This is a genomic window from Microvirga sp. CF3016 (assembly GCF_036314085.1).
Taxonomy (GTDB): Bacteria; Pseudomonadota; Alphaproteobacteria; order Rhizobiales; family Beijerinckiaceae; genus Microvirga.
The window spans coordinates 48,105-73,052 of record NZ_JAYGGM010000010.1 but is presented as its reverse complement, the minus strand read 5'-3'; the positions used below and the strand labels follow the sequence as shown (position 1 = coordinate 73,052).

The window sequence follows — 24,948 nt, the reverse complement described above, 5'->3', positions numbered from 1 at the left end:
AAAAGCCAAAGCGCGGATCAGCGCTACGGAATGCGGAGACAAAGCACGTGCGTAAATACTTCGGGACCGACGGCATTCGGGGCCGCGCCAACGGCATCATCACGCCGGATCTGGCCCTCCGGGTCGGGCAGGCAGCCGGCCTCATGTTCCAGCAGCGGGGCGATTACCGTCATCGGGTCGTGATCGGCAAGGATACGCGGCTTTCCGGCTACATGATCGAATCCGCCCTCCAGGCAGGCTTCACCTCGGTGGGCATGGACGTGCTGCTGCTGGGGCCGATCCCGACCCCGGCCGTCGCCATGCTGACGCGCTCCATGCGCTGCGACCTGGGCGTCATGATCTCGGCTTCCCACAACCCTTACGAAGACAACGGCATCAAGCTGTTCGGCCCCGACGGGTTCAAGCTCAGCGACGACATGGAGTTTCAGATCGAGGCTCTGATCGATTCCGACCTGACGCGGCGTCTTTCCGGCTCTTCCACGCTTGGCCGCGCCAAGCGTATCGAGAGCGTCCAGGCCCGCTATATCGAGTTCGCCAAGCGCACCCTCCCGCGCCAGATCGACCTAGAAGGCATGCGGGTCGTGATCGATTGCGCCAACGGGGCCGGCTACAAGGTCGCCCCTGAGGCCCTGTGGGAGCTCGGCGCCGAGGTGGTGTCCATCGGCGTGGAGCCCAACGGCTTCAACATCAACCACGATGTCGGCTCCACCGCGCCGGACGCCCTGATCCACAAGGTGCGCGAGCTGCGCGCCGATGTGGGCATTGCCCTCGACGGCGATGCGGACCGGGTCCTGATCGTCGACGAGAAGGGTCACAAGGTCGATGGTGACCAGCTCATGGGCGTCGTCGCCCGGTCCTGGAAGGAGGACGGCCGCCTGGCGCAGCCCGGCCTCGTGGCGACGATCATGTCCAATCTCGGCCTGGAGCGCTACCTGAACGGCATGGGCCTCGGCCTCGTGCGCACCGCGGTCGGCGACCGCTACGTGCTCGAGCACATGCGCGCCCACGGCTACAATCTCGGCGGCGAGCAATCGGGCCACATCATCATGTCCGACTACACCACCACGGGCGACGGCCTCGTGGCGGCGCTTCAGCTCCTCGCCGTGGTGAAGAGCCTCGGCAAGCCGGTCTCCGAGGTCTGCCACTGCTTCGAGCCGCTGCCGCAGGTGCTCAAGAACGTGCGCTACAAGGCCGGCAAGCCCCTGCAGGAAGCCTCGGTCATCCAGGCCATCGAGGCCGGCCGCGAGACCCTCGGCCAAGCGGGCCGTCTCGTGATCCGCCCCTCCGGCACCGAGCCGGTCATCCGTGTGATGGGCGAGGGCGACAACGAGGACCTGGTCAACCGCGTGGTGGACGACGTGGTGGAGGCGGTGACCCAGGCGGCTTCGAAGGCCGCGGCGTAAGGCACGCCTTCTGTTTCAACCTCATAACAAAAGCCCCGGCGATCATTTCGGCGGGGCTTTTGTTTTAACGCCTCTCCCTCTCCCGCCCGGGAGAGGGGAACACGCGCTCAGCTAGTCCGTTGGCTCGCCGATCTGCACCCAGATCACTCCGCCGGGTGGGCCGGAGGAACCTCCTTCGTCCGACCCGGCAGATCCTCGCCGTGCGGGACCTGACCGGTCTGCGCGCGCAGCCTATCGAGCATCTCGCTCACGTAGGTGGCAGGCTTCGTGAAGCCGCCGAGGAGCAGATAGATCGAGGGCACTACCAGCATGGTCAGCATGGTCGAGACGGTGACGCCGCCCACGATCACCGAGCCGATGGCATTGCGCGCCTCGGCGCCCGCGCCGGTGGACCAGGCGAGCGGGATGGCGCCACCGATCATGGCGATCGAGGTCATCAGGATCGGGCGCAGGCGCAGCACCGAGGCCTCGACCACCGCATCCCGCACCGAATAGCCGCGCTCGCGCAACTGGTTCGAGAACTCGACGATCAGGATGCCGTTCTTGGTCATGAGGCCGATGAGCAGGATCATGCCGATCTGGCTGTAGATGTTGAGCGTCTGTCCGGTGACGAACAGGGCCAGCAAACCGCCGGTCACCGCGAGCGGCACGGTGAGCATGATGATGAACGGGTTGATCCAGCTCTCGAACTGCGCCGCCAGCACCAGGAACACCACCAGGAGCGCCATAGCGAAGGTCACGTAGATCGCGCCGGTCGAGTCCAGGAAGTCCTTGGACTGGCCCGTATAGCCGATGCGCACCTCCGCCGGCAGGTTGTCGCGCACGATCTGCTGCAGGATCTCAAGACCCTCGCCGATGGAGACGCCGGGCGCCAGCGAGGACTGGATCGTGATCGACCGCAGGCGGTCGAACCGGTTCAGGGCCTGCGGCGCCGCCGATTCCGTGAGCGTCACGAAGGAGGAGAGGGGAACCAGTTCGCTGTTGGCCGCGCGGATGAAGGTGTTGGTGAGATCGTTGGGCGTCGCACGGTCCTGAGCGCGGGCGCGCATGATCACCGGATATTCGTCGCCGCGGCTCACGAAGGTCGAGACTTCGGTCTCGCCGAACATCAATTCCAGCGTGCGGCCGATATCCTCCACCGAGACGCCGAGATCGGCGGCGCGCTGGCGGTCGATCTGGACGCGGATGTCCGGCTGGGACTCGCGGTAGTTCGAGTCCATGTTGACGAACTTGCCCGTCTCCTGGGCCTTCTGCATGACGATGTCGCGCCAGCCGCGGATCGTCTCGTAATCGGGGCCGCCGAGAACGAACTGGATCGGCTGGCCGAAGCCGCCGGCGCCGCCGAAGGCCGGCGGGTTGACCACCGAGACGCGTGCGCCGGGGAAGTTCGACACCTTCGGGGTGATCTGGCGCACGATGTCCTGCTGGCTCTCGGTGCGCTCCTCCCAGGGAACGAGGCGCACGATCACGATGCCTTCGTTGACCGGGGAGGGGCGGGCAAAGCCAGGAGCCACCTGGCTCAGCATGGAGGCCACGAGGCCCTGCTCCTGCAGGGGCATGAGGGCCTTCTCGACCTCCTTCACCCGGTCGCGGGTATAGTCGAGGCTCGCGCCCTCCGGCGCCTGGAGCCGGACGATGATGGCGCCGCGATCCTCCGTCGGGGCGAATTCCTTCGGCAGGGACTGGAACAGGCCATAGGCCGACAGCGACACCAGGAAGCCGATGAAGAGAATGACGACCGGCACCTGCAGGGCGCGCGAGAGCAGCCAGCGGTAGCCGCCGTTCATCTTCTCGAAGACCGGCTCGGTCATGCGCTGGATCCGGCCATGGGCGGGAACCATCAGCTTGGAGCACAGCATCGGGGTGAGCGTGCGTGCGACCACGCCCGAGAAGAAGATCGAGGCGGCAAGAGTGATGCCGAACTCGCGGAACAGCTTGCCGGTGTTGCCGGTCATGAAGGCGAGCGGCACGAACACGGCCATGAGCGTCGCCGTGGTGGCGATCACCGCGAACCCGATCTCGCGTGCGCCGTCGAAGGAGGCGAGCAGCGGCGGCTGGCCTTCCTCGATGCGCCGGTGCACGTTCTCGATCTCCACGATCGCGTCGTCCACCACGATGCCGATGGCGAGCACGATGGCGAGCAGCGTCAGCACGTTGATGGAGGCGCCGAAGAAGGCCATCACCATGAAGGCCGCGATGATCGAGACGGGGATCGCCACCATGGCCACGATGGTCGAGCGCCAGTCGCGCAGGAAGACCAGGATCACCAGGATCACGAGCGCGACACCTTCCACGAGGGTGTGCAGCACGCCTTCGATCGAAGCGCGGATGAACTGGCTCTCGTCATAGGCGATGTCCGCCGTGGTGCCGGGCGGCAGCGAACTCTTCAGCTCCTCCAGTTCCTTGCGCACGCCATCGACCACGGAGAGCGTGTTGGCGGTCGACTGGCGCACGATGCCCATGCCGATGGCGGTCTCGCCCGACTGATAGAACTCGAAGCGCGTATCCTCGGGACCGACTTCGACTTGGGCGACTTCGCCGAGCCTGACCAGATAGCCGTTCTTGTTGGTGACGATCACCTGCGAGAACTGCTCGGGCGTGGCGAGACGGGAATCGGTCTTGACGGTGAATTCGCGCTGGCTCGACTCGATCCGGCCGCCGGGCAGCTCCACGTTCTGGCGCTTGATGGCCGTCTCCAGGTCCTGCACCGTGAGGCCGCGGGCCGCGAGCGCCGGCCGGTCGACCCAGATGCGCATGGCGTAGCGCCGCTCGCCGCTCAGGTTGACGTTGGCGACACCCGGCACGGTGGAGAGGCGGTCGACGTAGACGCGCTTGAGAAAATCGCTGAGTTCCATCGCATCGAGGCTTGTGGACGTGACGCCGATCCACATGATGGCCGAGGCGTTCGCATCGACCTTGCGCACCACGGGCGTGTCGGCGCCGTCCGGCAGCCGTCCGGCGACGCGGGAGACGGCGTCGCGCACGTCGGAGGTCGCGGCTTCCGGATCGCGGGAGACTTCGAACTCGATCGAAACCGACGAGCGGTCGTTCTGGCTCTGTGACGTGATCTGGCGGATGCCCTCGATGCCCGCGACCGCACCCTCGATGATCTCCGTCACCCGGCTCTCGATCACCTCGTTCGAGGCGCCGCGATACACGGTGGAAACCGACACGACCGGACGGTCGGTCTGCGGATACTCGCGCACCGGCAGGTTCATGAGCGCGGCAAGGCCGCCGACGATCAGCAGGAGGCTCACCACGACGGCGAAGACGGGGCGGCGGATGAAGAGGTCTGAAACCTGCATGGCTCTATTCGGTCCCGTTAGGGTCAAGTCTTCTGATGAGGCACTCGGTGTCATCCCCGGCGAGCGGAGCGAGGGAAGGGGATCCACTCACACGCTCAGCGCCATGGATCCCCTTCCCGGTCCTGCGGACCGCCGGGGATGACACGAACTGTTTCACTTCCGCTCGGCCGCCTGCGCGCTGCCGATGGCCTGCGGAACGTTCAGCGAGGAGCGGGAGGGCTGCTCCCGGTTCGCCGCCGGGACGGGGGCAGCCGGCACCCCCGAACCCACCGGGCGGGCGACGACCTCGGCTCCCGGCCGCACGCGCTGGACGCCCAGCACGACGATGGTCTCGCCGGCTTTGAGCCCATCCACCACCTCGACCTTGCCGCCCTGGCGCTGGCCGATGGTGATGACGCGGCGCTCCACCTTGCTGTCCTTCACCGGATAGACGATGTGGCGCAGGCCCTCGCTGACGACGGCCTCCTCCGGCACCACCACGGCATCGTCCTTGGTCGAGACCTCCAGGGCCACCGACAGGAACATACCGGGCTTCAGGGCTTCGTCGGAATTCTCGAACTCGGCCGTCAGGCGCGCCGTGCGGGTCGTCTGGTCCACGCGCGGATCGATGGTCGACACGCTGCCCTTGAAGGTGCGGCCCTTGTAGGCCGCCGAGACCGCATTGACCGTCTGGCCCGGCTTCAGGCGGCCCAGGAGGTTCTCCGGAACGGCGAAGTCGAGGCGCACCTTGGACAGGTCGTCCAGGGAAGTGATGCGAGTGCCCGGGGCCACATAGGCGCCGAGGGAGACGGAGCGGGTGCCCACGCGGCCCGCGAAGGGCGCACGGATGGTCAGGTCCTCGAGCCGCGCCTCGGCCGCCTTGCGCTGCGCCCGGGCGGACGCGATGGAGCCTTCGAGCGACTTCATCTGGGCCGTGAGATCGTCCACCTGCGCACCGGTGCCGGCGCCGGTGCGGCTGAGCGCCTGGGCGCGTTCGAGCTTGATGGCGATCTCGTTCCGGAGCGCCTCGGCGCGGCTCGCCTCGGCGATAGCCTGCTCGATCTCGGCGCGCCGTTCGGCGGCGTCGAACTGGACCAGCATGTCCCCGGCCTTGACCTTCTGCCCTTCGCTGAAACCGATCTCGCCGACGATGCCTGCCACCTTGGCGGTGACGGTGATCGATTCATAGGCACGGACCGTGCCAACGGATTCCCGCATCTCGACGATGCGGCCGGTCTTGACCGTGTCGACCTCGACCGTCGCGGGACCGGTCGCCCCGCCGCGGGCGCGTGCCCCCTGGGCGGCCTGCTGTCCAGCCGGTTGACCCACATACGCGCCGATCACGGGCACATTGGCCAAATGGCCGCCCTTGTAGGCGTACCAGCCGCCGAAGCCTGCCGCCCCCAGCATGGCTATGACAGCGAGTTGACCGGACACACGCATGCTCGCTCCTTACTCAGTCTTTCGGCCTTTTCGGCTTTTTGGTCGAAAATGTCGGAAGTTGTCCTAGCACAATATATGCCGGGCGCTCTGGGTATAACGCAGTAAACACGATGTTTTGTATTACGATTTCGTAATCTACCCTTTCACCCCCGCAAGAGATGCCTTGACCGTGGTTCCGGCGTCCGGCATACCGGTCGACGGGACACCTCTCCCCACCGAGAGGCGCCCATCTGAAAGGATGGATCACATGACGAGCCTGCCCGCCGCGCGTCCGCGCGCGCCCTTCTTTTCATCCGGCCCCTGCGCAAAGCGCCCCGGATGGTCTCTCCAGAACCTTAAAGTCGACAGCCTCGGCCGCTCGCACCGCGCCAAGCTCGGCAAGGCGCGCCTGAAGCTCGCCATCGACCTCACCCGCGAGGTGCTCGACGTACCTGCCGATTACCGTATCGGCATCGTGCCCGCCTCCGACACCGGCGCCGTCGAGATGGTGCTGTGGTCGATGCTGGGCGCCAGGCCCGTCGACATGCTGGCCTGGGAAAGCTTCGGCGAGGGCTGGGTCACGGACGTGGTCAAGCAGCTCAAGCTCTCCGATTCCCGCGTGATCAGCGCGCCCTACGGCGAACTTCCCGACCTGAGCCAAGTCGACACCAAGACCCGCGACGTGGTCTTCACCTGGAACGGCACCACCTCCGGGGTGCGCGTGCCGAACGCCGACTGGATCGCGGCGGACCGTGAAGGTCTCACCATCTGCGACGCCACCTCGGCGGCCTTCGCGCAGAAGCTCGATTTCTCCAAGCTCGACGTGGTCACCTTCTCCTGGCAGAAGGTTCTGGGCGGCGAAGCGGCCCACGGCATGCTCATCCTCTCGCCCCGCGCGGTGGAGCGTTTGGAAACGTATAAGCCCGCATGGCCGCTCCCGAAGATCTTCCGTATGACCAAGGGCGGCAAGTTGATCGAGGGCATCTTCGAGGGCGAGACCATCAACACGCCGTCCATGCTGGCCGTCGAGGATTACATCGACGCGCTCGAATGGGCGAAGTCGATCGGCGGACTGAACGCCCTCGTGGCTAAGGCCGACGCCAACGCGAAGGTCATCCACGATTGGGTAGCGAAGACGCCGTGGATCGCGAACCTCGCCAAGGTGCCGGCAACCGCGTCGAACACCAGCGTGTGCCTCGTGATCGCCGATCCGGACGTGGTCGCCAAGGGACCCGAGGCCGTGGCGCAGGTCGCCAAGGGCATCACCTCGGCACTCGAGAAGGAGGGCGTCGCCCTCGACATCGGCGCCTATCGCGATGCGCCTCCCGGCCTTCGCATCTGGTGCGGCGCCACGGTCGAGCAGTCCGATCTGGAAGCCCTGACGCCCTGGCTCGATTGGGCCTTCGCGCAGGAAAAGGCGAAGCTCGCGCAAGCGGCTTGATGCTTCATAGCCCTCTCCCGCGAAGGGGAGAGGGTGGTCGGCTTTGCCGACCGGGAGAGAGGCTGTTGCCGACTTAGTTGCTGCCCCTCCCATCAACACAACAATTCTTCCCCTCTCCCGACCTCGCGATGCGAGGCCATCCTCTCCCGCAGAGGGGAGAGGGATTTTCAGAGGTGCACCATGCCCGCTCCCCGCGTTCTCATTTCCGACGCTCTCTCTCCCGCCGCCGTGCAGATCTTCAGGGATCGCGGCATCGACGTCGATTTCCAGCCCGATCTCGGCAAGGACAAGGAGAAGCTCGCCGCCATCATCGGCGAGTATGACGGCCTTGCCATCCGGTCCGCCACCAAGGTCACGGCGAAGATCCTCGAACAGGCCAAAAACCTGAAGGTGATCGGCCGCGCCGGCATCGGCGTCGACAATGTCGAGATTCCCGCCGCCACGGCGAAGGGCATCATCGTCATGAACACGCCCTTCGGCAATTCCATCACTACGGCTGAACATGCGATCGCCATGATGTTCGCGCTCGCGCGCCAGATCCCGCAGGCCGACGCCTCGACGCAAGGAGGCAAGTGGGAGAAGAACCGCTTCATGGGCGTCGAACTCACGGGCAAGGTGCTGGGCGTCATCGGCTGCGGCAATATCGGGTCCATCGTGGCCGACCGCGCCATCGGGTTGCGCATGAAGGTGATCGCGTACGATCCCTTCCTGTCGCCGGAGCGTGCCATCGAGCTCGGCGTGGAGAAGGTGGAGCTGGACGATCTCCTGCGCCGCGCCGACATCATCACCCTGCACGTGCCGATGACCGAGAAGACGAAGAACGTGCTCTCGGCCGAGAATATTGCCAAGACCAAGAAGGGCGTGCGCATCGTCAACTGCGCCCGCGGCGGACTCGTGGACGAGGTGGCGTTGCGCGCCGCGCTCGATTCTGGCCATGTGGCGGGAGCTGCGTTCGACGTGTTCGTCGAGGAGCCGGCAACAACCAACCCGCTCTTCGGCCATCCCAACGTGGTCTGCACGCCGCATCTCGGCGCGGCCACCACGGAAGCGCAGGAGAACGTGGCCCTGCAGGTGGCCGAGCAGATGTCGGATTACCTGCTCCAGGGCGCGATCCAGAACGCCGTGAACTTCCCATCGATCACCGCGGAGGAGGCCCCGCGCCTGAAGCCCTTCGTGGCGCTCGCCGACAAGCTCGGCTCCTTCCTCGGCCAGCTCACGGAAGCCTCGATCAAGGGCATTCGCATCGAGTATGAGGGCGCCGTGGCCGAGATGAACACCCGCGCGCTCACTTCGGCGGCCGTGACCGGCGTGCTGCGCCCGTTCCTGCAGGACATCAACATGGTGTCGGCGCCGGTCGTCGCGCGCGAGCGCGGCATCACAGTGGAGGAGGTCAAGCGCGAGAGCGCGGCCCGCGACTACGAGAGCTTCATCCGTATCATCGTGGATGCGGAGGACATGGCACGCCATGCGGGCGGCACCGTGTTCCAGGACGGCAAGCCGCGCGTGACTGAGATCCGCGACATCATGGTCGACGCCGAGTTCGCGCCGAACATGATCTACGTCCGCAACGACGACAAGCCCGGCTTCATCGGCCGCTTCGGCACCTTGCTCGGCGAGTCCGGCGTGAACGTCGCGACTTTCGCGCTCGGCCGCGACAGGCCCGGCGGCGATGCCATCTGCTTCGTGTCGGTGGACGAGCCGGTCTCCGACGAACTCCTGCGCAAGATCGAGGAGATCCCGCAGGTCAAGCGCGCCCGCGCGGTGCGGTTCTGACGGCATCTTCCGGCGAAGTGGGCACCGGTTCGCCGATAAGAAGATGCGATATGAAAGAGCATGAGGAACGCATCATGACTTCACCCTCGTCGCAGCGCTTCGTCCTGACGCTCGCCTGCGCGAACCGTCCCGGCATCGTGGCCGCCGTGGCGGGGCATCTGTCGGATGCAGGTCTCAACATTCTCGACGCCCAGCAATACGACGACACGCAGACCGATCGCTTCTTCATGCGTGTCGTCTTCGATCCCGTCTCGGGAAAGGGCGATATCGAGGCTCTGAAAAGCGGCTTCGCGCCGCTGGCCGAACGATTCGGCATGACATGGACCCTGCGCGACCCGGGCGAAAAGCGTCGGGTCATGCTGCTGGTCTCGAAGTTCGACCACTGTCTCGCGGATCTGCTCTACCGCTGGCGCATCGGCGAGCTCGATTTCGAGCCCGTCGGCGTCATCGCCAATCATCCGGCCGAAACCTACAGCCATGTGGATCTGGGCAAGGTCCCGTTCCACTGCCTCCCCGTCACGAAGGACACAAAGCTCGAGCAGGAATCCAAAGTCTGGGAGATCATCCGGGACTCGAAGGCCGATCTCGTGGTGCTCGCGCGCTACATGCAGGTGCTGTCGGACGGCCTCGCGGCGAAGCTCGCGGGCCGCTGCATCAACATCCACCACTCGTTCCTTCCCAGCTTCAAGGGCGCCAAGCCCTATCACCAGGCCCATGCCCGTGGCGTGAAGCTGATCGGCGCGACCGCGCATTACGTGACATCCGATCTCGATGAAGGTCCGATCATCGCACAGGACGTAGAGTCGATCACGCACCGCGACTCGGCCGAGGATCTCGTGCGCAAGGGCCGCGACATCGAACGCCGCGTGCTGGCCCGTGCCGTGCGCTACCACCTGGAGGATCGCATTCTCCTCAACGGCCGCAAGACGGTGGTGTTCGCGGATTAGCACCATCGTCATGCCCGCACTTGTTGCGGGTATCCACGTCTTTGCAACGGTTGAAGACGTGGATGGCCGGGACTGATCCCCGGATCATGTCCGGGGACGGCCATGACGAGGTGGGTGTCATCCCCGGCGGTCCGTTGGACCGGGAAGGGGATCCATGGCGTTGCGCCTGATCGTGGATTCCCTTCCCCTCCGGTGACACTCCGACCGGGAATGGCAAATAGCTCGCTACCGCCGCTGCTCCGCGAGCCAGATGCCGCCGAGCACCAGCGCCAGCCCGATCGCGTGATACAGGGCGAAGGGCTCGCCGAGCAGGACCACGGCCAGCAGGGCTCCGAAGACCGGCACGAGATTGACGAAGAGCCCCGCCCGCGCCGGGCCGATCAGCTCCACGCCACGGATGAAGAAGATCTGCGAGAGCAGCGAGGGCAGGAGCGCCACATAGAGCAGGATGAGCCAGCCCTTCGGGGTCGGAAACTGCGCCGTGCCCTGGATCATCTCCACGCCGACCAGGGGCACGGAGCTGGCGAAGGCCACGATCGCCATGGCGGCGAAGAACACGAGGCCCGGCATCTCCGGGCGGTAGCGCAGGCCCAGGGTGTAGACGGAATAGAACACGCAGGCGATCAGCATCCACACGTCGCCGATATTGATCGCCAGGGTCTTCAGGATCTCCCAGTCGGCCTTGACCGACACGGTGATCACGCCGGCGAGCGTGACGATCATGCCGATGATCTGCAGCGGGATCACGCGGGCGCGAAAGACGACGATCATGCCGATGAGGACGAAGACCGGGATCGAGCCCTGGAAGATGGTGAGGTTGACTGCGCTGGTGTGGTGGGCGGCGGCATAGAAGAGCGCATTGAAGGCGGTGAAGCCGAAGACCCCCATGATCAGCGTGAAGACCCAGCGCGCCCGGAACTTCGCCCACTCGGCCACGAGCCGGTGCCCGACGAGCGGCAGCAGGATCGCCACCACGACGATCCAGCGCAGGCAGGTGAGCACCATGGGAGAGACCTCGCCGATGGCGAGCCGGCCGGCGATGCCGTTGCCGGCCCACATGAGCGTGGTGAGGACCAGCAGCAAGTAAGCCTGTCCCCACAGCCCTTGCCGGAGCGAATGCAGAAATTTCATCGGGGCCAGACCTTATTGCGCTTGCCGCCGCATGCCGTTCGGCTAAACCGGCACGACAAGGAGCGGGTGACACGCATGGCCTTAAGGTTTCTGGTGGTTGAGGGCAATACGCGGGGCGCAAGGCAGGCCCACAGGCAAGCCTATGGACGAACCCTCTCGGAGTCCTATGCCGAGGTGATCCAGGGCATCGAAGGCGATGCCGTCTGCGACATCGCCTTTCCGACCGACGAGGGCGCCAACCTGCCGGATGCGGCCGGGCTCGAATCCTATGACGGCATCGTGCTCACCGGCTCGCATCTCAACATCTACGACCGCACGCCCGAGATCGTGAGGCAGATCGATCTGATGCGTGCGGTCTACGCGTCCCGCACCCCGTCCTTCGGCTCCTGCTGGGGGCTGCAGGTGGCGGCCGTCGCGGCGGATGGGGACGTGCAGCCCAATCCGCTCGGGCGCGAAGTGGGCATCGCCCGCAAGATCACGCGCACAGAGAGTGGCCAGGGTCATCCGATGCTCGAGGGACGTCCCGCGGCGTTTGACGCGCCGGCCATCCACCTCGACATGGTAACGGCCCTGCCGGGCGACTGCACGGTGCTGGCCGGCAATGCGGTCTCGCCGGTCCAGGCCGCCGAGATCCGCCAGGACGGCGGCGTGTTCTGGGGCGTGCAGTATCACCCGGAATTCTCCTTGGGCGAACTCGCCGCCATCCTGAGCCGCCGGACGGACATGCTCGTGCGGGAGGGGTTCTGCCGCACCACCGCGGACGCCATCGCCTATACCGAGGATCTGGCCGCCCTCGACAGGGACCCGTCCCGCTTCGACCTCGCCTGGCGGCACGGCGTCGACGCCGAGGTGCTCGACCCTCGGCGCCGCACCCGCGAAATCCGCAACTTCATCGAGCATCGGGTGAAGAGCGCAAAGAGCGCGCGCGGACGGGCGTGAGGCTTCTCGCTCGTCACCTCCGCACGCGCGCTTCGGCAGTGCCGACATCCTCTGCCGTCATGGGCGGGCCTGTCCCGGCCATGACGGGCTGGGTATCTTCGGGCGCGGCTGCTCAGACGGGCTCCCGTTCCGCCGCGGCGGCGTTTCTCACCTGAAGCACGGTGAGGCGCTTCGATTCACCCGTGCGGGTGGTCCAGCCGATCGATTGCCCCAGCGGGAGACCGATGAGAGCGGTCCCGATCGGCGTCAGCACCGAGATCTTTCCCTTCGAGATGTCGGCTTCGTGCGGATAGACCAGGGTGACCGTCTGCACACGGCCTGTGGTGTCATCGCGAAAGTCGACTTCGGAGCTCATGTGGACAATGTCCTCGCGGCGCTTGCCCTCGGGCAGGATATGAGCGCGATCGAGTTCCTCGGCGAGTTCCCGTGCCACGTCCGGCATCGTGTGCAGGGCCGCCGCGGCAAGGGTTGAGAGCTTTTCGTGATCGGCCGCGGTCAGAGTGATCCGTGGCTTCGCCGTGCCGCTTGTTCTCTTGGTCATTCGAAATCTCCTGTTCTTGAAGATGCCGCAGCGCGCGACGCTGCAGCAGGCACCGGGATCGTCATCGGATTCCGGTCGGTCGTGGGGTGGATTGTGGCGCGGGCGTCGGCGTCCCGGACCGTGTGGTCGTTCCGCCAATCGAAGCATCCCGAGGCGGAGGAGCGCGGTTGAGTTCGTCTGACCGTGGACAGGTCCGTTTTCGCGGCACGGAATGTCCGCATGACGAAGCGGTACCCGTGCCGGCTCAGCCGGCATCCGGCCTCACACCATGTCCCGTGGTTTAGATCGTGTGGGGCGCCCCGAGCTCGGAGCGCAGACGCGCGTTGAGCTCGGGGCTACTGGCCCGCGATGAGGTTGCCTGCCCGATGCAGGCCGCGACGATATCGTAGAAGGCTCAACATGATGGGCCGAGGCTCCTACACCGCATCGTGTTTGTCAAATGACGGCTGCGCCGCCGTTCCCGTCTGCCTTCCCGCCACTCCAGCCATATCCTGTGGAGGTGAGAGGGAAAGAGAACCGGCGACACCGTCCCGGCCTGATACCCTCCATAGTCATGGTAGGGCCGGTCTCGGCCATCTCGATGCTGTGGAGCACGGCGCCTCTCGGATTGGGATCACCGGCACAAGGCCGGTGATGATGGGACGGGTAGCAGGAGCGGTGAGCAGGCGTGAGACCGTGATGTTTGAGACCGTAATGTTCTCACTTTGTTCTTGACACAGGGTTGCATCTGAGCTATACCCTTGTGCAGATCGGTTCCTGCGAGGGGCGCGCTCGCGAGGCGTCGCAGTGACGGGAGCCGGCACGGTCCCGCGGCAGGCCTCGCACGCCTGGGAGCGCAGGAGGCCGACCTTGGGTGTCGTCCCAGCTGGTCCGCCTGAAAAGAACCGTGCGCGAGGTGCCGTCCGGCTCTTCCATCTCCCACCATCATCATCGAGCCGGGCCGCCTCTCGCGCCACCCTCGATCTCCTGAAAGGCTCGCAGCGCAAGCTGCGGGCCCCAAGGTGCTAGCCTACTGCCAGTTTCGATCCCGATACACTTGCGCAAAATCATATTCCCGCCCTTCAAGGCTCATATGATCATGGGATCGAGGCTCATTCCGCCTTGACCTGAGGCGCGCGATCCACCATGAGGGTTTGCAAGGTTTTTACCCAACCCTGGCCTTGCGCCGGGGTTTTTTTATGTGAGGCTTGAACGATGGCGAACGTGGTTGTCGTGGGCGCCCAGTGGGGCGACGAAGGCAAGGGGAAGATCGTCGATTGGTTGTCCGAACAGGCGGACGTGGTCGTGCGGTTCCAAGGCGGTCACAATGCCGGCCATACTCTCGTCATCGGCGACAAGGTCTACAAGCTCTCGCTGCTGCCCTCCGGCGTCGTGCGCCCGAACAAGCTCTCCGTCATCGGCAACGGCGTCGTGCTCGATCCGCATGCCCTCGCCGGCGAGGTGGAGCGCCTCGCCGAGCAGGGCGTCTCGATCACCCGCGAAAACCTGCGCGTGGCCGAGAACGCCACGCTGATCCTGTCCATCCACCGCGAGCTCGATGCGCTGCGCGAGAGCGGCAGCGCCGGCACGAAGATCGGCACCACCAAGCGGGGCATCGGCCCGGCCTACGAGGACAAGGCCGGCCGCCGCGCCATCCGCCTCATGGACCTCGCCGATCTCTCTGCTCTGCCTGAGAAGATCGACCGGCTGCTCACGCATCACAATGCGCTTCGCCGCGGCTTCGGCCTCGACGAGTTCGAGCCGAAGGCGATCTACGAGGAACTGGCTTCCGTCGCCCCGAAGGTGCTGCCCTACATGGATGCCGTGTGGCGCCTGCTCGACGATGAGCGCCGGGCCGGCAAGCGCATCCTGTTCGAGGGCGCTCAAGGAGCGCTGCTCGACGTGGATCACGGCACATATCCGTTCGTCACCTCGTCCAACACGGTGGCCGGTCAGGCGGCGACCGGCTCCGGCCTCGGTCCGGGCAGCGTCGGCTATGTGCTCGGCATCGCCAAGGCCTACACGACCCGCGTGGGCGAGGGGCCGTTCCCGACCGAACTCTTCGACGAGACCGGCGAGCTGATCGGCCAGAAGGGCAAGGAGTTCGGCGTGGTGACCGGGCGCAAGCGCCGCTGCGGCTGGTTCGACGCCACCCTCGTGCGCCAGACGGTGCGCACCTCCGGCATCGACGGCATCGCGCTGACCAAGCTCGACATCCTCGACGGGTTCGAGACGATCAAGATCGGCGTCGGCTACAGGCTCGATGGCGAGACCATCGATTACTTCCCGGCAAGCCAGGGCGCCCAGGCACGGGTCGAGCCGATCTACGAGGAGATCGAAGGTTGGAGCGGTTCGACCGCGGGAGCGCGCTCCTGGGCTGACCTGCCGGCACAGGCGATCAAGTATGTCCGCCGCGTCGAGGAATTGATCGGAGCGCCCGTTGCCGTGCTCTCCACCTCGCCGGAGCGTGACGACACAATCCTCATGAAGAACCCCTTTGAGGGTTGACGACGGAGCCGCGGCGGGTCATTCCCAAAGAGAAATGGCAGATTATTACCCTCTCATCGCACGAGCCGTCGAAGGCTTGCCCGAGCAGACGCCCGACAAGCGGCACGCCGTCTACGAGCGTGCCCGCACGGCTCTGATCGCTCAGCTGCGTTCGCTCAACCCGCCCCTGACGGAAGCGGAGATTCAGCAGGAGGGCCGCTCCCTCGACGAGGCCATCGAGCGGGTCGAGGCGGACTATGCCGTACCATCCGCCGGGGTCGATGCCGTCTCGCCCACGCCCGCCGGCGATCAGCCTGTGTCCGAGGGATCTCGGAGCACGGGTTCGGTCCATGGCCTGCGTGCTCCTGCTCCTCACGCCGCCGCGGAGGAAGAGGCCGAGGATGCCTATGCGGAGCCGGCGGTGGCGCGGCCCAAGATCGACAGCCGTCCTCATCCGGCCATGCAGGGCAAGGGGCGGATCCGGACGATCATCTTCGGCTCGGTGCTCGCGCTCGTGATCGCCGCGATCGCGGCCTTCGCCTTCCTGTGGCGCGACAAGCCCGAGGATCTCGCTCCCGAACCTCCCGTCGCCCAGGCGCCGCAGCCGGCTCCGGCCGATTCCAAGATCAACGAGCGGGTCGGCGGACAGGCTCCTCCCACGACGGCTCCTGCTCCTGCGGCCCCCCGTCAGGAGACAGGTGTGGTGCAGCGCGCGGTCTTCTATGAGGAGGATCCGGCCAATCCGCAGACCCCCAAGGCGCAGGTCGGACGCGTGACGTGGCGTCTCGAGGACGTGAATCCCGGTCAGGGGCAACCGCTCGAGAAAGCGGTCAGCGCCCTGATCGAGGTGCCCGATGCCGGGTTGACGATGCGCATGGTGCTCAGGCGCAATCTCGACGCGACGCTGCCCGCTTCGCACACGGTCGAACTCACCTTCACCACTCGCGAGGGCGATACGAACCGCGTCATCCGGGACGTCGGGTTGTTGCAGTTCAAGGACGAGGAAGCGGCCCGCGGAACCCCGGTTGCCGGGCTTCCGGTGCCGGTGCGCGAGAACCTGTTCCTGATCGGCCTCTCCAACCTGCAGGTCGATGTGGCACGCAACACCCAGCTGTTCGTGCGCCGCAACTGGATCGACCTGCCGGTGCGGATGGTGTCCGGGCAGCGCGCGATCCTGAGCTTCGAGAAGGGCGGCTCCGGCACCCAGATCCTGAACGACGCCTTCAATCAGTGGCAGTAAGGCAGGGCAAACCTGACAACAAAAAGCCGCGCCCGTAGCGCGGCTTTTTTATGAATTCATCGGTGGCCGATTTAAGCCTCGGCCGCCGAGGTTTCGATCTGGGTCAGGTTCTTCTTGACCGCTTCCTGCACCTTCTCGAAGGCCCGCACCTCGATCTGGCGGACCCGTTCGCGGGACACGCCGAACTCGGTTGAGAGCTCCTCGAGGGTGATCGGATCGTCCGACAGGCGGCGCGCCTCGAAGATGCGGCGCTCGCGCGGATTGAGCACGGAGAGCGCAGAGCGCAGGGCCGCCAGCCGGTTCTGGCCTTCTTCCTCCTCGACGAGCACCTGCTCCTGGCTCTGGCCGCTGTCGACGAGCCAATCCTGCCACTCGCCGCCGCCTTCGCCTTCATCACGCAGGGGTGCATTGAGGGACGCGTCGCCGCCGAGGCGGCGGTTCATGTCCACCACGTCCTGCTCGGTGACGCCGAGCTGGGTCGCGATCTGCTTGACCTGATCGGGGCGAAGGTCGCCTTCCTCGAAGGCGGAGATGCGGCCCTTGGCCTTGCGAAGGTTGAAGAACAGCTTCTTCTGGTTCGCGGTGGTGCCCATCTTCACGAGGGACCAGGACCGCAGGATGTATTCTTGAATTGCCGCCTTGATCCACCACATGGCATATGTGGCGAGGCGGAAGCCCTTGTCGGGCTCGAAGCGTTTGACGGCCTGCATCAGGCCGACATTGCCTTCGGACACCACTTCGCCGATCGGCAGGCCATAGCCGCGATAGCCCATGGCGATCTTGGCGACCAGGCGCAGGTGGGACGTCACGAGCTTATGGGCCGCTTCGCGATCTCCATGCTCGCGCCAGCGTTTGGCGAGCATGTACTCCTCATGCGGCTCAAGCATGGGGAAGCGACGGATCTCGTCGAGATAGCGCGAAAGGCCCCCTTCATTGGCAAGCACCGGAAGCGCTGTAGCCATATCTTCTCCTCCTTTGGCTCCCTCACCACGAGGCAAGCCTCGGGCGGCCCCCCTCCATGGCCGGCCGCCCTGCCCCTATATAAGCGGTTCGACCGTGTCCGAATAGAGGCGTCAGGCTTCAAGACGTGGTGAACGCTCCAGAGTCGCAAGGGTGCCAGCGTGACCTCTTTTTGCGACCGATTGACGCTAAATCTCAGCCCGCAAAGCCTCAAGAAGCCCAGTCATATCCCGGGGGAGGGGGCTCTCGAAACGCAGGAATTCTCCGCTCCGCGGATGTTCGAACCCGAGGATGGCAGCATGCAGGGCCTGCCGGTTCAGAGCCTTCAGCGCCTCCTTGGAAGGTTCCGCGAGGCGGTTCGCCTTGGTCTTGAAGCCGGAGCCGTAGGTCGCGTCGCCCAGGAGCGGATGGCCGAGATGGGCCATGTGGACCCGGATCTGATGCGTGCGCCCGGTCTCCAACTCGCACCGGACCAGGCTGGCCAGAGGCTGGGCGGGGGGCAGGCCTTCCAGGACCTCGTAATGGGTGATGGCATAGCGGCCGCGATCCTCGCCCACCACGACGATCTTCTCGCGGTTGTGCGTGCTGCGGGCGAGCGCCGCCTCCACGGTCCCTCGCCGCCGCTCTGGCGCACCCCAGAGGATCGCCAGATAGGCACGCTCCAGCGGCCCCGTCCGGCCGTGGTCGGCGAATTGCGCCGCGAGAGCCTGATGGGCAAGGTCGTTCTTGGCCACCACCAGCAGGCCCGACGTGTCCTTGTCGAGACGGTGGACGATGCCCGGCCGCTTCACGCCGCCGATCCCCGAAAGGCTTTCGCCGCAATGGGCGATGAGGGCGTTCACCAGGGTGCCGGAATCGTGTCCGGCCGCCGGGTGGACGACGAGCCCTGGCGGCTTGTCGATGACGATCACGTCGTCGTCCTCATAGACGACGGTGAGATCGATCGCTTCGCCGGCGGGTTCCGCCGGGACGGGCGGCGGAACGACGAGGGTGATCCGGACGCCGCCCGCAACCTTCCGGTTCGGATCGAGCACCGGAACGTCATCGACGGCAACCTGGCCCTCGCGAATAAGCGCCTGCAGGCGACTTCGCGACAGATCAGCTTGCAGGCGTGCCAAGACCCGATCCAGCCGGTCCGCCGCCGTGCCGTCTTCCAAAAGCCATTCCTGTCGCGTTGCGTCGTTCACCGCATCCTCATTTAACCTGGGCCATTCGCTTTTTTCAGCAAAAGGACTTGAAGGGATTCAGAAGGGTGGTTATACGAGCGGCCTCCACCTTGCTAGCTCCCTTCGTCTAGCGGTCTAGGACGTCGCCCTCTCACGGCGAAAACAGGGGTTCGAGTCCCCTAGGGAGCGCCAAGGTTTCAGGCAAATCAAGGCTTTTGTTGCCTACAGGTCTTGCCTACAGGTCGCCTCGATGGTTCGATAGCAAAGCCTATCCATGCCTATGCATGAGCCATGCCGACCAAACGCCCAACCCCCAAATCAGATACCCTCTATCTCCAACGGATCGGGTCCAGATGGTATGCCCGCGTCCCGGTTCCCAACAAGCTGAGGCCCAAGCTCGGCCCTTACCTCCGTAAGTCCCTTGAGACCTCCGACATCAGAGAGGCCAGGGAGAGGCGATGGGAGGTTGTCTCATGGGCCAAGGCGAGGATTGCCCGCGAGGTAGGGGAGGGGGAGCGCAGAAAGCCGCTCGACCACTCAGCCGGCTACGAGACCTTCAGAGCCAAGCTAAGAGACGAGATAGGGCCTGCCTATGTGGTCAATGCCTTCGACGGGGAGGAGATGCTAAATCCTGATCTTGAGAGGCTTGTCGACCAGTTGGAGGAGACAGAGGCTCCGAGGGAGCTATTCAAGGCGGTCGGGGACCATGTGCAGGGTATTCCCACTATCTCCGAAGTTTTGGAAGACTATCTCGGTAAGAACCCCAAAGGCTCTCGAACGACAGAGGCAAACTATCGGACGGCTGTTAAGCTCTGGATTGCTTCTCATGGGGACAGGCCCCTCAGAGGGATCACCCGCAAGGTCGCCTTAAGCTGGCTCAACGAGGTTGCAGAGGGCAAATCTCGGGACACTATCAAGCGTTACGTTACGGTCCTCTCTAATCTGTGGCGATGGTCACATAGAGAGTTGGACGAGAGGCCAGCAAACCCGTTCCATGAGTTGCAGCAGGACGCCGACGTTAAGGGCAAATCATCGGAAAGCTATGGGTTCTTCAATGATGCGGAGTTGGTTCGTGCCTTTCATGCCATCGAGAATGATGAGGAGCTAAGGGCCGTCTTTCTCATCTCGATCTATACAGGCTTCCGCCTTGACGAGTGCATTAGGGCAGAGCGGAAAGACCTCCACGGCATCGAGTGTTATGTCCTTATGAAGGGGAAGACCGGGAACGCTGCCCGCGTTGTTCCTGTCCATCCAAGACTGAGGGACATCCACGTTCCTCCCGGTGCTAAAGCTGATGTCCTGTCTGTGCGCTTTGGACGAGCCATGAGGAAGATCAAGATGCCTAAAGGCAAGACTTTCCACTCCCTCCGGAAAGCCTTCACCACGGCTCTAGAACGGGCCGATTGCCCAGAAGCCATCGCTGCCAGGCTACTCGGCCATTCCCCTCTAGGATTGACGTACAAGATCTATTCTCAGGGGCGTGAGGCCAAGCAACTTCTGCATTGGGTGGAAATGGTGAAGCATCCAGTATGAGAAGCCGTCGTTGGCGACCTTCGGGCGCTGTCAGATAGGTAGCGAAGCCGTCCTATTTTGCTGTCTACGACCCAGAAGTGAAGAGACCAAGCCCGAGTAGTAGGGGGAGATAGGTGCCTTCTTACGTCTGAGCTATTGCCCCATTAGGGAGGCGCCTGATCGGCCTGTAGGTCCCGACACTCCCCCTCTCCTGGTACAGACCAAAGGTGGGCGGACGATGCTTCTTGATCCGTAATCCTTTCTTATCCTCCTCCGTCACTGTGAGCCTTGCAGCTTGCCCGATGGTCGAGCGAAGAGAGGTGATGGTGGCTCCGTCGTGCTTCATCGCGAGGGGAATGTCCGGCGAGTGGCCAGCATCCAGTAGGGCGCGAGCTGCGGTGAAGAACGGTGTGAGGGATTGGCAAACGGGAACCCCGTTGAGCCGAGCCTCATAAACCTGTCCCTTACAGGTGAGTTTGTGCCGATGGATAGTGAGTTCGATAGTCATTGCTGCTTTGTTCGTTGCAGGATGAAAAAATGGCCCCGTAATGGTGTGCTTACGGGGCCGTTGAGAGGTGCAGTGATGGTTCGTCTAAGGTCAGGAGATGGGTTAGGACTTCCTACCGATTTGAGGCGTCCTACGAGTTCGTGATCCGGAAGCTCCATGCAAGAATACGCCAGGAACAGGGGGGAAACCGATGGAAAGCAAAGAACGAAACCCGGACTGGACAAGGGACGAGTTGATCCTCGCTCTTGATCTTTACATCCGGTTTAAGGGCAACCCTCCCGGAAAGACGAGCCAGGAAGACCTTATGCTCTCGCAACTCCTCAACAGGTTGGGGAGCGAGTTCGGTAAGCCGGGATCGAAATACCGGAACGCAAACGGCGTTTACATGAAGTGCATGAACTTCCGCCGCTTCGATCCGGCCTACAAGAACTCGGGAAAGGTCGGATTACAGCGGGGAAACAAACTTGAGGAAGAGGTTTGGCGCACCTTCGCAGACAAGCCTGAACTGTTGCGAGAAGTGGCCTCGGCCATCTCGGACCATGTGCTGAATGATGACAGCAACCTTGCTCCAGTCGATGATGATGAGGAGACCGTCGAAGCGGATGAGGGGCGGTTACTCACGCGGGTGCATCGACATCGCGAGCGGAGCAAGAAAATCGTCAATAAGAAGAAAGACGCGATCCTGAAGAAGACCGGAAGGTTGGCTTGTGAGGCTTGTGACTTCGACTTCCAGGCAGCCTATGGAGCGAGAGGCAGCGGTTTTATCGAAGCACACCATACCAAGCCAGTCCACACGCTCCGGCCCGGAGATAAGACCAAACTTGAGGACTTAGCTCTGCTTTGTGCGAACTGTCACCGGATGGTCCATGTGCGTCAGCCTTGGCTTACCGTCGAGACGCTGCGGGCTACTATTAAAGCTGCTTCGGAACCGGCTGCCAAGGACACTTCAAAAGGCGACCTAGCTCCATCTCCTCAGAGCGCGTTCACATAGCCTGAAGAAGTCATTGCTCATCTCCGCCTATGCTGGTGAGGTTGCGTGTCTTGACAGCTTTCACGATGAGATTGTCCCGTCGGATGTTTAGCGGGTCTCCGTCGCGGTGCCTGACGTGGAAGGCAGGGCCTTCGACATCCATGATGAGACGTGCCACCCTTGGGGTGTTGTGCTTCCAGTCCGACACCTTCACTGTTCGGACATTCCAGCACCAGTTTGGACTGAAGCCTCGGGCGATGAGACGGTCGTAATCCTCGGGAAACACCTTAGCAACTTTGTCGCTGTTTGCGAGAGGAACGAGAAGGACCGCCTTACCGTCCCGATCAGTTGACCTGATAGGAGTGCGGAGGGGTTTGATGGTCATTGCTCTATGAGTGTTTATTGAACGGATGCAGAAAGACAGAGGACTGAAGGATTGAAGCGAAGTGCCTGCCTCTCATGGCGGAAGAGACAGCCCCTGAGGGGAAGGCTGACAATAGGTGGATGCGATGCACTTCAGATCCCCCTGAAGGTGCATGTAAACCTTTGAAGTAGGGAGACTTACGATAACCCTTCTTCTCTTCCTTCAATGAAGACTTCAGAGAGGAGATTAATGAGAGGAAGAAGAGGAGGTGATCCACTCAGGGAAACATGCGAAGGGACACTTCAGTAACCTTTAGTTCCCCCCTGTAGTCCCCCATGACATCATCAACCCTTCACTGCCCCTGTCCTCAGTGATGGTCTCCGTCTACCGGCTTGGGTTAGCCGTCTTTCCTCTAAGGGTGAGTGGGAATGTCCGTGCAGTGCCGCTGCACTTTTCTGTTTCTCCTGATGGAGGTCAGTAATGAGGTGCAGCACCACTGCACCGACGAAAAGTGCAGTCACTGCACCTGTGCCTTTACCTGGGGGTGCAACCCAATGTCGGTGCAGCATGACTGCACTTGTGGTCAACCGATCTGATCCAACCTCCCGAGAAGCCGAGCGACGCTCGTCGGGTGCCACAGGCCACCTCTTGGAGTTTCCAACCCTGCGCTATTCAGAGCCTCAGCGATGTCCCTGAGGCTGGCGTTTGCTTCCTTCAACGGGAGGACGATCCCCTCTAACTTCTTAGCTCTGGCATTGGCGTTGGCCTTCAAGACCTCATTACGTTTCATGGTCTTATCCCGAAGTCCCCCGAGCTTCTGCCCCCGAGCCTTAGCCTCCCTCAATGCAGCTTTGGTCCGCTTTGAGATGAAGTCCCGCTCCTGTTCCGCGAGGGCCGCATAGATGTGCAGTTGGAACTTGTCGGCATAGGGCATCGACGCGACACGGAAGGACAGCTTGGGATCGTCCATGAGGGACGCGATGAAAGAGACCTTGCGGGACAGTCTGTCGAGCTTAGAGACGAGGAGGGTGGCTCCAACCTTCTTGGCAAGGTCGATAGCCTTCCGAAGCTCGGGCCTGTCCCCGTTTGCGCCACTCTCAATCTCGATGAACTGCCCGATCACCTCCCAAGGCTCCGGGGAGTAGGTGTCGAGATAGAGGGCAATGTCTCTGGTCTGTGCCTCAAGGCCGAGACCGCTCTTTCCCTGGTCCTCTGTCGAAACACGCCGATAGGTCACGTAACGATGCATGGTCTTCTCCTCGTCAACGCGATGGGAGAAGAGTAATGCAGTCCGTATCAAAAGTCAACGTACGTTGTGTATGTAACGAGCGGGTAAGGGAGGGCATAGGAACAAGCGGGAGCTATGCCTAGTTGGACGTTATGCCCCGCTACTACTGTCACATCCAGCAAGGTGAGAAGCTCATCCAAGACCCCAACGGAGTTGAGCTTCCCAGTCTTGATGCCGCTCGAATGGAGGCCTTCGACGGCATCCGCGACATTCTTGCGGCAGGTATCAGGCGCGGAGACGATGACGCGTTAGACGATGTCCTCATCATCACAGACGAAACCGGTCGGGAGCTAATGACGATCCCGTTCACCGAGGCATTGCCACCGCGCCTCCGTCGGCCATGACCACCCCAGCCGGGTCGCTCAAGGACGCCCATTGTGGTGCGTCAGGTAGGGTATGGTCTGGAGCCTAGCCGTAGGTGTCTAGGGTCGCTGCTATCGTCGCTGCTGAGGCATGGCGGAGGGGGGGTATGGGGGAGCATGGGCTCGGCGCTCCAAAGATACAGGCTTTCAGATTTTTCCACCAGAACATGCGGGCAAACGACAAAAACCCCGTTGAGATGCCTCAACAGGGGTAGACTTGGCTGTACATTCAGCCTAATGTTCACCGTTTGGTCTCGGAAGGCGAGGCGGCGCTGGGTCTGATCCACCCTACGACGTTGAACCTTCCGATCCGCCGACCCTGGGGGCTAGGCGGGGTGACACTGGTTCGTCAGAGTTCACATTATGTGAACTGTCCCAGCGTTTCGGTCAAGCCAGCTCCCGCTAAAAATAGGAGCCGTAAATGGCTTTAGGTATCTTGGGGCAATGGAGCCTCGACGACTTGAGAAAGACCCGCGTGTGGGAAAAGGCGTATCCTATCTATGGGTATGACCCCTCCGAGTGGCGGCGGGACGCCTTCGGTAACGTGATCCGCAAGCAGGACCACGGAGACCGTAACTCCCCATTCGGCTGGGAGATTGACCACATCCATCCGAAGGCTCTGGGTGGGTTGGATGACCTGAGCAACCTTCGCCCCTTGCATTGCCGCAAGAACGCCTCTCTGGGCGGTCGCTTGGCTTCCCTGCTGGGTAGCGTCTAAGGCCCCATAGACTAAAGGATGGGGTCTCCATGGACCCCATCTCTTGCCTACAAGACTTGCCTACAGTCGATAGGAAAAAGCGTTAAATACCAACGGTAGACCCGGGTTGCTTCGCCCTCTCACGGCGAAAACAGGGGTTCGAGTCCCCTAGGGAGCGCCATCAATCATGGCAGGTGTTGAGTATTAAGGGCTCTAGACCCGTGTTCGTCTCAAGCGAGGTTCGATGGACTTGAGCTGGGACAATGGTTGTTCCCGCTTCCGCCTGATTTAGCTTCTTCACGGCGATGCTTGTAGAACGTCTTCGATTACATAGATCGGTAAGTACCTCTAAACGTAGGTATCGGTTGTAGAAGCCACCCTTAGTTTTATAGCATTCTATGTTATCGCAGTAGCAATGGCGCGGAATGATGGAATCTAGGGGTGCCACCATAGGTTGTCGCGCATCGAGTTGCTCGGTTGAGCAAGTGAAAACTTGCTCCAACATAGAACTACTACTCTGCATCAGTTATGGTT

18 protein-coding genes and 2 tRNA genes are annotated in these 24,948 nt (G+C 63.3%); 13 read left to right on the top strand and 7 right to left on the bottom strand.

Features of this window, described 5'->3' with window-relative positions:
- Positions 1–47 precede the first annotated feature (47 nt).
- Positions 48–1,403: a phosphoglucosamine mutase gene (glmM, locus tag VB672_RS15840; RefSeq protein WP_329785168.1), complete on the top strand. Its 1,356-nt coding sequence runs from the start codon at positions 48–50 to the stop codon at positions 1,401–1,403.
- 143 nt (positions 1,404–1,546) lie between these two features.
- Here the strand turns inward: glmM and VB672_RS15835 are convergent, their stop codons facing one another.
- Together VB672_RS15835 and VB672_RS15830 are read right to left on the bottom strand one after the other, a co-directional pair.
- A complete protein-coding gene (locus VB672_RS15835) occupies positions 1,547–4,708 on the bottom strand; it encodes an efflux RND transporter permease subunit (RefSeq protein WP_329785167.1) in 3,162 nt (1,053 codons plus the stop codon).
- A 153-nt stretch (positions 4,709–4,861) separates the two neighbouring features.
- The gene (locus VB672_RS15830) at positions 4,862–6,130 is read right to left on the bottom strand and encodes an efflux RND transporter periplasmic adaptor subunit (RefSeq protein WP_329785166.1); all 1,269 of its coding nucleotides are present in this window, start codon (positions 6,128–6,130) and stop codon (positions 4,862–4,864) included.
- 247 nt (positions 6,131–6,377) lie between these two features.
- Here VB672_RS15830 and VB672_RS15825 point away from each other — a divergent pair, with 247 nt between their 5' ends.
- The 3 genes from VB672_RS15825 to purU all read left to right on the top strand — a co-directional run bounded on the left by VB672_RS15825 (position 6,378) and on the right by purU (position 10,270).
- Positions 6,378–7,550 (top strand): phosphoserine transaminase, encoded by a 1,173-nt coding sequence (locus tag VB672_RS15825; protein ID WP_329785165.1) that lies wholly within the window; start codon positions 6,378–6,380, stop codon positions 7,548–7,550.
- Between the two features lie 180 nt (positions 7,551–7,730).
- On the top strand, positions 7,731–9,323 hold the full coding sequence (gene serA / locus VB672_RS15820) for a phosphoglycerate dehydrogenase (RefSeq protein WP_329785164.1): 1,593 nt from the start codon (positions 7,731–7,733) through the stop codon (positions 9,321–9,323).
- Between the two features lie 74 nt (positions 9,324–9,397).
- Positions 9,398–10,270, top strand: a complete 873-nt coding sequence (purU, locus tag VB672_RS15815; protein WP_329785163.1) for a formyltetrahydrofolate deformylase — start codon at positions 9,398–9,400, stop codon at positions 10,268–10,270.
- Positions 10,271–10,495: 225 nt separating this feature from the next.
- Here the strand turns inward: purU and VB672_RS15810 are convergent, their stop codons facing one another.
- Positions 10,496–11,401 carry a DMT family transporter gene (locus tag VB672_RS15810; RefSeq protein WP_329785162.1) on the bottom strand — a complete coding sequence of 302 codons (906 nt, stop codon included), beginning with the start codon at positions 11,399–11,401 and terminating at the stop codon, positions 10,496–10,498.
- 75 nt (positions 11,402–11,476) lie between these two features.
- Between VB672_RS15810 and VB672_RS15805 the strand changes: the two genes are divergently transcribed.
- Positions 11,477–12,340, top strand: coding sequence for a type 1 glutamine amidotransferase (locus tag VB672_RS15805; RefSeq protein WP_329785161.1), 864 nt, complete (start codon positions 11,477–11,479; stop codon positions 12,338–12,340).
- Positions 12,341–12,452: 112 nt separating this feature from the next.
- Here VB672_RS15805 and rnk read toward each other — a convergent pair whose 3' ends face one another.
- Entirely contained in the window at positions 12,453–12,881 is a 429-nt protein-coding gene (gene rnk / locus VB672_RS15800) for a nucleoside diphosphate kinase regulator (protein WP_329785160.1), read from the bottom strand.
- A 1,194-nt stretch (positions 12,882–14,075) separates the two neighbouring features.
- Here rnk and VB672_RS15795 point away from each other — a divergent pair.
- A complete protein-coding gene (locus VB672_RS15795) occupies positions 14,076–15,368 on the top strand; it encodes an adenylosuccinate synthase (RefSeq protein ID WP_329785159.1) in 1,293 nt (430 codons plus the stop codon).
- Between the two features lie 34 nt (positions 15,369–15,402).
- Positions 15,403–16,587, top strand: coding sequence for a histidine kinase (locus VB672_RS15790; protein WP_329785158.1), 1,185 nt, complete (start codon positions 15,403–15,405; stop codon positions 16,585–16,587).
- Between the two features lie 71 nt (positions 16,588–16,658).
- Here the strand turns inward: VB672_RS15790 and rpoH are convergent, their stop codons facing one another.
- Both rpoH and VB672_RS15780 read right to left on the bottom strand, forming a co-directional pair.
- Positions 16,659–17,549, bottom strand: a complete 891-nt coding sequence (gene rpoH / locus VB672_RS15785; protein ID WP_329785157.1) for an RNA polymerase sigma factor RpoH — start codon at positions 17,547–17,549, stop codon at positions 16,659–16,661.
- Positions 17,550–17,735: 186 nt separating this feature from the next.
- On the bottom strand, positions 17,736–18,734 hold the full coding sequence (locus VB672_RS15780) for an RluA family pseudouridine synthase (protein WP_329785156.1): 999 nt from the start codon (positions 18,732–18,734) through the stop codon (positions 17,736–17,738).
- 95 nt (positions 18,735–18,829) lie between these two features.
- Between VB672_RS15780 and VB672_RS15775 the strand changes: the two genes are divergently transcribed.
- The 3 genes from VB672_RS15775 to VB672_RS15765 all read left to right on the top strand — a co-directional run bounded on the left by VB672_RS15775 (position 18,830) and on the right by VB672_RS15765 (position 21,724).
- Positions 18,830–18,905 (top strand) — tRNA-Glu (locus VB672_RS15775).
- Between the two features lie 99 nt (positions 18,906–19,004).
- Positions 19,005–20,246, top strand: a complete 1,242-nt coding sequence (locus tag VB672_RS15770; protein ID WP_329785155.1) for a DUF6538 domain-containing protein — start codon at positions 19,005–19,007, stop codon at positions 20,244–20,246.
- A gap of 677 nt (positions 20,247–20,923) precedes the next feature.
- Positions 20,924–21,724, top strand: a complete 801-nt coding sequence (locus tag VB672_RS15765) for an HNH endonuclease (RefSeq protein WP_329785154.1) — start codon at positions 20,924–20,926, stop codon at positions 21,722–21,724.
- 926 nt (positions 21,725–22,650) lie between these two features.
- Here VB672_RS15765 and VB672_RS15760 read toward each other — a convergent pair.
- Complete coding sequence (locus VB672_RS15760) at positions 22,651–23,316, bottom strand: recombinase family protein (protein ID WP_329785153.1); 666 nt, start codon at positions 23,314–23,316, stop codon at positions 22,651–22,653.
- 131 nt (positions 23,317–23,447) lie between these two features.
- Between VB672_RS15760 and VB672_RS15755 the strand changes: the two genes are divergently transcribed.
- From VB672_RS15755 to VB672_RS15745, 3 genes are all read left to right on the top strand, one after another.
- Positions 23,448–23,699: a DUF6894 family protein gene (locus VB672_RS15755; RefSeq protein WP_329785152.1), complete on the top strand. Its 252-nt coding sequence runs from the start codon at positions 23,448–23,450 to the stop codon at positions 23,697–23,699.
- A gap of 439 nt (positions 23,700–24,138) precedes the next feature.
- On the top strand, positions 24,139–24,435 hold the full coding sequence (locus tag VB672_RS15750; RefSeq protein WP_329785151.1) for an HNH endonuclease signature motif containing protein: 297 nt from the start codon (positions 24,139–24,141) through the stop codon (positions 24,433–24,435).
- A gap of 78 nt (positions 24,436–24,513) precedes the next feature.
- Positions 24,514–24,595: transfer RNA gene (locus tag VB672_RS15745), tRNA-Glu, on the top strand.
- Positions 24,596–24,948 lie beyond the last annotated feature (353 nt).